The following is a 7,500-nucleotide window of genomic DNA, read 5'->3' on the forward strand; positions in this document are numbered from 1 at the left end:
CCGCCTCCGCTTCCTTCAGCACGCCGATGATCTGCTCTTCCGAAAACCTCTTACGCTTCATCTCGTCCGTCCTTCCATCAGGGCCGGACTCTAATCGAACGTGGAGGAAAATCAGGGGGTCAGGTCAGAAGTGATGAGGATGCGGCGGTAGTTACCGTTTGAGTGAGAGGGACGGACGAAAAACTGTGCGGTACCAAGACCTTATTCATAGTTACACCAACGAGTTACGTCCTTTGCCCGGGATAACCATTCTGAGGACATCCAAGTCCGTCATCCCAGCGAACGCTGGGATCGCTCTCCGCCTGGTTGGACTTTGCGGCACCCGATCCCAGCTTTCGCTGGGATGACGTGCTTGTTTGAGAGTCGGACGGTGGCCGCTCAGTCCTTCTTCAGCGCCCTGAGCGCTTCGGCCAGCGGGCCGGTGGCGCCTTCCTCGAGGATGCCGGCTTCCTTGCGCACCGCATCGGCGTTCGGCCCGGTCGCGTAGGGGTCGATCGCGAGGCCGAGCGATTGCGCGATCGCTTCGCCGAGGTCGAGGACGTCGCCGGTGTATTCGATCTCGTCGAGCTCGCTCTCCTCCAGCTCGATCTCCTCATCGGGCACGGTATGTGCGACCTCGGGGACGAAGCGCAGGGCGATCGGCTCGTCTATGCGGACCGGAAAATCCTCGCCCGAAATGCCGCAGGTCTGGACGATGTCCGCCTCGAGCCGGCCCGACACGGCCACATCCTCGCCTTCGCGCTCCAGCGTGACATCGGCCGCGAGCCGGTCCACCGCAACGATCCCGAAGCGCTCGGCCAGCGCGGCGCGTTCTTCGGCGTCCGCTTCGATCCGAATGGGGCGCGCGTCGATCTGGCGCAGCTTGACGACGCGCGGCAGTTCGCTCTCGCTCATCGGGCGATCTCCGCCCGCAGCAGCGCGTCGTTCGGGGTTTCCTGCAAGGCGCGGTGGAGCGCGCGCAGCCGCTCGGCGACACAGGCCGTGCTGCCGGCCTCGTGGAACGTGACGTTACGGGTCACGGCCTCGGTCAGCGCCGCATCGCCGGTGTCTGCGAGCCCCGCACGATAGGCGCCGATGCGGCCGCCGAGCGCGCTCATCAGCTTGCCCATGCGCTTGCCGAGCGTGGGATCGCCGATCCCCTGCTGGCGGAGCTGGCCCTCGATATCTTCGACGAACAGCTCGGTTAGCAGCGCGGCCTGCGCGCGCAGGCCCTCGTCGCGCTCCATCCGCACGATCACCGCCGCGAGCACGGCGGAGAGCATGTCGAAGCGCCCCTCCTGCGTGTCGGCCACGCCGCAGTCGGCATACCACTGCGGCTCGCGCGCGATCGCGACGATGCCGCGCCACAGCGGCACGAACCGGTCCCTGGGATCGGTCTGGCGACCGAAGATTTTCGTAAGCAGTGACATGGCCGTTCGTGTTCGTCCCGGAGTTGGTCGATGTTCGGTTCGATGTTCAGGGGCAATTCAACCCCGCCGCCGCACAGCGCGCAAGCGGCAAAGTTGCAAGCACGCGCGCATCGCCGTAAGGCTCGCGCCGATAGAAGGTTTCGCCGCGTCTGGCAAAAGGCGCGTGCGCCGATTTCGGAAGGTTTCTCGATGCAGGCAGGTAAGGCTTTGGGCATGGCGGCGGTCGTAGCGGCGCTGGCCCTGGGCGGGTGCAGCGCGATCCGCGAGAATCGCGGCTACATCCAGGATGCGACGCTCGTGTCCGCAATCCAGCCCGGCATCGACAACGAACGCTCGGTCGCGGCCACGCTCGGCCGGCCTAGTTTCACCAGCCAGTTCGGCGACGAGACTTGGTACTACGTCTCCAGCGTCACCGGCCGCCGGCCCTTCGTGCGCCCGACGATCCGCGAGCATTCGGTTCTCGCGGTGAAGTTCGACGCCTCGGGCAACGTCGTCGCGACCGAACAGTCCGGGCTGGAAGACGTCGTCTACCTCAGCCCCGACGGCGCCGAGACACCGACGCTCGGCCGCGAGCGCGGGTTCTTCGAGGATCTGTTCGGCAATATCGGCCAGGTCGGCACCCCGGGCGTCGGCGGCGCAGCCGGCCCTGGCGTCTAGTCACTTCGCTTGACCGCCGCGCGCGCAACCCCATATCGCGCGGCATGGACGACAACGCGGCGAGCCACGGCCTGATCCAGTGGCATGGCACCACCATCATCGGGGTCAGCAAGAACGGCAAGACCGTCGTCGCCGGCGACGGCCAGGTCTCCATGGGCAACACGGTGATGAAGCCCAACGCGCGCAAGGTCCGCCGGATCGGCAAGGACGGCGCGGTGGTCGCCGGGTTTGCGGGTGCGACGGCCGACGCCTTCACCCTGTTCGAACGGCTGGAAAAGAAGCTGGAGCAATATAGCGGCCAGCTCATGCGCGCCGCGGTCGAGCTGGCCAAGGACTGGCGGACTGACAAGTACCTCCGCAATCTCGAAGCGCTGATGATCGTCGCCGACAAGGACACCCTGCTCGTGCTGACCGGCAACGGCGATGTCCTGGAGCCCGAGGCGGGGATCGCCGCGATCGGTTCCGGCGGCAACTACGCGCTCGCCGCCGCCCGCGCGCTCGATGCTTACGAGGACGACGCGGAAGCGATCGCACGCAAGGCGATGGCGGTCGCGGCGGATATCTGCGTGTTCACCAACGGCAATGTGACGGTGGAGACGGTCTAAGCCCTCTCCCCTTCAGGGGAGAGCGTTTGGGAGAGGGGCAATGCGCTCCCCTCTCAACTCCGACTAGCCTGCTGCGCAGCCAAGTCTCCGTATCTCTCCCCTGAAGGGGAGAGAGCAATGGGAAGAAAATGACCGAAGCACTTACCCCCAAGGCGATCGTCGCCGCTCTCGACGAACACATCATCGGGCAGAAGGAAGCCAAGCGCGCGGTCGCCGTGGCGCTGCGCAACCGCTGGCGCCGCCAGCGGCTCTCGTCCGACCTGCGCGACGAGGTGACGCCCAAGAACATCCTGATGATCGGCCCGACCGGTTGCGGCAAGACCGAGATCAGCCGGCGTCTGGCCAAGCTGGCCGATGCGCCGTTCGTGAAGGTCGAAGCGACCAAGTTCACCGAGGTCGGTTATGTCGGCCGCGACGTCGAGCAGATCGCGCGCGACCTGGTCGAAGAAGCGATCCGGCTGGAGAAGGACCGCCGCCGCGAGGCCGTGCGCGAGGCGGCGAGCAAGGCGGCGATGGACCGACTGCTGAAAGCGCTCGTCGGCGAGAACGCCAGCGAGGCCACCCGCGAATCGTTCCGCGAGCGGATCGTCCAGAACGCGATGAACGAAGTCGAAGTCGAGATCGAGGTGGAGGAGGCGCCGCAGATGCCCTTCGACCTCGGCGGAATGGGCGGCAACGTGGGCATGATCAATCTGTCCGACATGCTCGGCAAGGCGATGGGCAAGACGCCGATGAAGCGGCGCAAGCTCAAGGTGCCGGATGCCTGGGACAAGCTGGTCGAGGAAGAAGCCGAGAAGCGCATGGACCAGGACGACGTCGCCCGGGTCGCGCTCGAGAACGCCGAGACCAACGGCATCGTCTTCCTCGACGAGATCGACAAGATCGCGGTTTCCGACGTGCGCGGCGGCTCGGTCAGCCGCGAGGGCGTGCAGCGCGACCTGCTGCCGCTGATCGAAGGCACCACGGTCTCGACCAAGTACGGGCCGATGAAGACCGACCATGTACTGTTCATCGCCAGCGGCGCGTTCCACCTCGCCAAGCCTTCGGACATGCTGCCCGAACTCCAGGGCCGGCTGCCGATCCGCGTCGAACTGCGCGCGCTGACCGAGGAGGACTTCGTCCGGATCCTGTCCGAGACGCGGGCGAATCTAGTGGCGCAGTACAAGGCGCTGCTTGGCACCGAGCAGGTGTCGCTCGAACTGGGCGACGATGCGGTGCGGGAGATCGCGCGTATTGCGGCGCAGGTGAACGAGAGCGTCGAGAACATCGGCGCGCGCCGCTTGCAGACGGTAATGGAAAAGCTGCTCGAGGAACTGAGCTTCGAGGCCGAGGACCATCAGGGCGAAACGGTCACGATCGACGCCGCTTACGTGCGCGAGCGGCTGGAGGAACTCGCGGGCGACAGCGACCTTTCGAAGTATATCTTGTAGCGCACTTGCGTACCCGATATGTTCTCCCGATCGAATCAGAGGGAGACATGCGATGACGGGCGGCAGATGCCATTGCGGTGCGGTGCGCTATCGGGTCGAGGGCGAGCCGAGGCATGTTTCGGTCTGCCATTGCGAGGACTGCCGCCGCTGCGCGGGCGCGGCCGGCGTGGCCTGGATGGCGGTCGCGAGCGACGAGTTCACGATCGTCGAGGGCGAGCCGGCGCTGTACCGGTCCTCGGCCGATGCGGAGCGTTACTTCTGCGGCGCCTGCGGCACCGGGCTCTACTACGTGAACGAGAAAGTGTTGCCGGGGCTGGTCGACATCCAGACCGCGACGCTGGATGATCCGGAGAACTATCCGCCGCAGATCCACGTTCAGGTGGCGGACGAGCTCCCGTGGGAAGCGACGCTGGGCGAGTTGCCGCGGTTCGATCGGTATCCGGGGTAGAAATTAGGCGCTCCCATTTGCCTCACCCCTGTCATCCCCATGGTCTGACGGTGGTCCATGGATCCCCGCTTTCGCGGGGATGACAAACTGGGTTGGCGGTCGGTTTCCGGATCTACTGATCCTCCCCATTTTCGCCGAAGGCGCAAATGGGGAGGGGGACCGCGAGACGCGAAGCGGCTCGTGGTGGAGGGGTTTCGCGCGCCAGTGCCCCTCCGTCACCCGCCTGCGGCGGGCGCCACCTCCCCATTTGTGCTGCGCAAAAATGGGGAGGATCTACCTCTACTCGGCCGCTTCGCTGACTTCGCTCTCGGCCTGCTGGCGGCGCCACATCTCTGCGTAGAGACCGTCCGCGCGTAGCAGGGCGGAGTGGCTGCCGCGTTCGGCGAGGCGGCCGTGTTCCATCACCAGGATCTCGTCGGCATCGGCAATGGTCGACAGGCGGTGGGCGATCGACAGGCTGGTGCGGTTCTCGCTCACGCGGTGAAGCGTGGCGAGAATGTCCTGCTCGGTGCGCGAATCGAGTGCGCTGGTCGCTTCGTCGAGCAGCAGGATCGGCGGATTCTTGACCAGCGTGCGGGCGATCGCGACGCGCTGCTTCTCCCCGCCCGAGAGCTTCAGGCCGCGCTCGCCGACTTCCGTTTCGAACCCGTCGGGCAGGCGCTCTATCAGCGGCATGATCGCGGCGTCGCGCGCGGCGCGCACGATCTCGTCGTGTGTCGCGCCGTCGCGTCCGTAGGCCACGTTGTAGCCGATCGTGTCGTTGAACAGCACGCTGTCCTGCGGGACGATGCCGATCGCGGCGCGCAGGCTGGCTTGCGTGACCTGTGCGATGTCCTGTCCGTCGATCACGATGCGGCCCGACCACGGATCGTAGAAGCGGAACAGCAGCCGCGCGATCGTGCTCTTGCCCGCGCCCGAAGGGCCGACGATCGCGACGTGCGCGCCGGCGGGGACTTCGAAGCTGAGGCCGTGAAGGATCGTCCGCTCGGGCTCGTAGCCGAACACGACATTCTCGAACGCGACGCTCGGCCGGCGCACGACCAGCGCCGGCGCGCCTGGCGTGTCCTCGATTTCCGCCTCGGTATCGATCAGCTCGAACATGGCGGCCATATCGATCAGCCCCTGGCGCACGGTGCGGTAGACCCAACCGAGCATGTCCAGCGGGCGGAAGAGCTGCGCGAGGTATGTGTTGACGAAGACGAGGTCGCCGGTGGTCAGCTCGCCCTTGCTCCAGCCCCAGACGGTGTAGGCCATCGCGCCGCCCATCAGCAGGTTGGTGATCAGCGACTGCGCGACGTTGAGCAGGCCGAGCGAATTCTCGCTGCGGATCGCCGCCTCCGCATAGGCGCGCGCGGCGCGGCCGTATCGCTCGCGCTCCCGCCCTTCCGCACCGAAGTACTTCACCGTCTCGTAGTTGAGCAGCGAATCGACCGCGCGCGAGAGAGCGAGGCCGTCGAGGTCGTTCATCTCCTTGCGCAGCTTGGTGCGCCATTCGGTGATCCAGCGCGTGACCGCGACGTAAGCCGCAACCGTTACCGCGGTCGCGAGCACGAGGCCCCAGCCGAAGTTGAGGTAGAAGATCACCGCCACCGCGAGCAGCTCAATCACCGTCGGCGCGATGTTGAAGAGCAGGAAATAGAGCATCGAATCGATGCTCTTGGTCCCGCGCTCGACCGTCTTGGTGACCTCGCCCGTGCGGCGCGAAAGATGGAAGCGCAGCGACAGGCGGTGGAGCCGGGCGAAGGTATCCTCGGCAAGATGCCGGGTCGCTTCCTGGCCGACGCGCTCGAACGCGACGTTGCGCGCGTTGTCGAAGCCGACCGAGGCGAAGCGGCCCGCGGCGTAGGCAATGACGAAAGCGAGCGCGACCATCGCCGCTTCGTTCGCCGGCGTCGTCATCGCGTCGACCGCGCGCTTGTAGGCGTAGGGGAGGGCGAGGGTGACGGCCTTCGCCGCCAGCACCAGCAGCAGCGCGATGACGATCCTCCGCCGCAGCGCCGCATTGTCGCGTGGCCAGAGATAAGGGAGGAACCGCCGGATCGTCGCCCACCCGTCGTGATTGGCGGGGGCGAGGGAGGGTGTGTCGGGCGGCATCGCGCGCCTATGTGGCGACGCCGCTCCGCCGGTTCAACGGATGGACGAGCTCGCTAGAAGCGGGTCGGGATCCCGCCGAAGCGCATCCCGCGGTTACCGGAGGCATACCCACGCGGCATGTCGAACAGCACGGTGCGCGACTCGAAGTCGATCGCCACCCGGTCGAACAGGCGCAGATCGCGCATGCCGAGGATCAGTGCCGGTCTCCGGTCAAGCCCCAGTGCGGCGAACGCAGGGCCGTCGGCGAAGGCGATCGGCAGGTTCTGGATCACGAACTCGTCTATCTTGAGCGAATCGACGAAATCGAGATCGCCGACGAGATCGACGCCATGGACGTCGGTAGAGCGCACCTGCTCCCGCTTTTTCGCTCGCAGCCGCTCCTGCAACTCGCGATTGCCAAGATTGCCCTGCGCCCCGGTGTCGATCACCACGGCGGTCTTCACCCCGTCGATCCGCGCGTCGGCGATGATCAGCCGTCCGAGCTTGTGCCGTGCGCGCACGACGATCTCGTAGCCGCGATTGCCGCCCAGCGCCTCGGCATCGTCGACCGCGATCGTGCCTTCGCGAAAGTCGATCAGCACGCGCAGATCCTGCAGGCTATCGAGGCCGATGATGCCGTCGGCGCCCACGTGCTGCGCCTCGAGCAGCGGGGCGTGGAGGTCGTCGAACGTGCGCGCGGCGAATTCGAGTCCGTCGAGCTCGACCAGTTGAACCCGCTGCGCGCTGGCCATGCCGACCACGGTGGCGCTGCCGAGCGGCTTGAGCCCGAGCCGGTCGCTGAGCCCGCGGGTGACGACGGTCGCCTGCGCGCCGGTGTCGATCATGAAGCGGAACGGGCCCTGGCCCTCGATCGTGAC

General features: G+C 66.6%; 8 protein-coding genes (1 of these 8 only partly in view). 4 read left to right on the forward strand and 4 right to left on the reverse strand.

Annotated elements, in window-relative coordinates; all coding sequences use genetic code 11:
- Positions 1–378: 378 nt before the first annotated feature.
- A complete protein-coding gene (locus tag JNO53_RS08680) occupies positions 379–894 on the reverse strand; it encodes a YceD family protein (RefSeq protein ID WP_203109779.1) in 516 nt (171 codons plus the stop codon).
- Positions 891–1,409 (reverse strand): ubiquinol-cytochrome C chaperone family protein, encoded by a 519-nt coding sequence (locus JNO53_RS08685; RefSeq protein ID WP_203109781.1) that lies wholly within the window; start codon positions 1,407–1,409, stop codon positions 891–893. Before JNO53_RS08685 ends, JNO53_RS08680 begins: the two co-directional genes overlap by 4 nt.
- 213 nt (positions 1,410–1,622) lie before the next feature.
- Between JNO53_RS08685 and JNO53_RS08690 the strand changes: the two genes are divergently transcribed.
- From JNO53_RS08690 to JNO53_RS08705, 4 genes are all read left to right on the forward strand, one after another.
- Positions 1,623–2,066, forward strand: a complete 444-nt coding sequence (locus tag JNO53_RS08690; RefSeq protein ID WP_238401778.1) for an outer membrane protein assembly factor BamE — start codon at positions 1,623–1,625, stop codon at positions 2,064–2,066.
- Between the two features lie 44 nt (positions 2,067–2,110).
- The gene (gene hslV, locus JNO53_RS08695; RefSeq protein WP_274380872.1) at positions 2,111–2,671 is read left to right on the forward strand and encodes an ATP-dependent protease subunit HslV; all 561 of its coding nucleotides are present in this window, start codon (positions 2,111–2,113) and stop codon (positions 2,669–2,671) included.
- Positions 2,672–2,799: 128 nt separating this feature from the next.
- Positions 2,800–4,101 carry an ATP-dependent protease ATPase subunit HslU gene (gene hslU, locus JNO53_RS08700; RefSeq protein ID WP_203109785.1) on the forward strand — a complete coding sequence of 434 codons (1,302 nt, stop codon included), beginning with the start codon at positions 2,800–2,802 and terminating at the stop codon, positions 4,099–4,101.
- Between the two features lie 52 nt (positions 4,102–4,153).
- Positions 4,154–4,549: a GFA family protein gene (locus JNO53_RS08705; RefSeq protein WP_203109787.1), complete on the forward strand. Its 396-nt coding sequence runs from the start codon at positions 4,154–4,156 to the stop codon at positions 4,547–4,549.
- A gap of 279 nt (positions 4,550–4,828) precedes the next feature.
- On the opposite strand, the gene JNO53_RS08710 is transcribed toward JNO53_RS08705, so the two are convergent.
- Together JNO53_RS08710 and JNO53_RS08715 are read right to left on the reverse strand one after the other, a co-directional pair.
- Positions 4,829–6,643, reverse strand: a complete 1,815-nt coding sequence (locus tag JNO53_RS08710; protein WP_203109789.1) for an ABCB family ABC transporter ATP-binding protein/permease — start codon at positions 6,641–6,643, stop codon at positions 4,829–4,831.
- A 53-nt stretch (positions 6,644–6,696) separates the two neighbouring features.
- Positions 6,697–7,500, reverse strand: the 3' portion of a protein-coding gene (locus tag JNO53_RS08715; RefSeq protein WP_238401779.1) for a retroviral-like aspartic protease family protein. 198 nt of this gene lie beyond the right edge of the window; only the last 804 of its 1,002 coding nucleotides appear in the window; its start codon lies beyond the right edge, outside the window; its stop codon occupies positions 6,697–6,699.

It is taken from the genome of Altererythrobacter sp. C41 (assembly GCF_016803135.1).
GTDB lineage: Bacteria > Pseudomonadota > Alphaproteobacteria > Sphingomonadales > Sphingomonadaceae > Pelagerythrobacter.

Coding starts and splice junctions, on each gene's coding strand:
- JNO53_RS08680 (WP_203109779.1), bottom strand. CDS start 894: ATGAGCGAGAGCGAACTGCCGCGCGTCGTCAAGCTGCGCCAGATCGAC.
- JNO53_RS08685 (WP_203109781.1), bottom strand. CDS start 1,409: ATGTCACTGCTTACGAAAATCTTCGGTCGCCAGACCGATCCCAGGGAC.
- JNO53_RS08690 (WP_238401778.1), top strand. CDS start 1,623: ATGGCGGCGGTCGTAGCGGCGCTGGCCCTGGGCGGGTGCAGCGCGATC.
- hslV (WP_274380872.1), top strand. CDS start 2,111: ATGGACGACAACGCGGCGAGCCACGGCCTGATCCAGTGGCATGGCACC.
- hslU (WP_203109785.1), top strand. CDS start 2,800: ATGACCGAAGCACTTACCCCCAAGGCGATCGTCGCCGCTCTCGACGAA.
- JNO53_RS08705 (WP_203109787.1), top strand. CDS start 4,154: ATGACGGGCGGCAGATGCCATTGCGGTGCGGTGCGCTATCGGGTCGAG.
- JNO53_RS08710 (WP_203109789.1), bottom strand. CDS start 6,643: ATGCCGCCCGACACACCCTCCCTCGCCCCCGCCAATCACGACGGGTGG.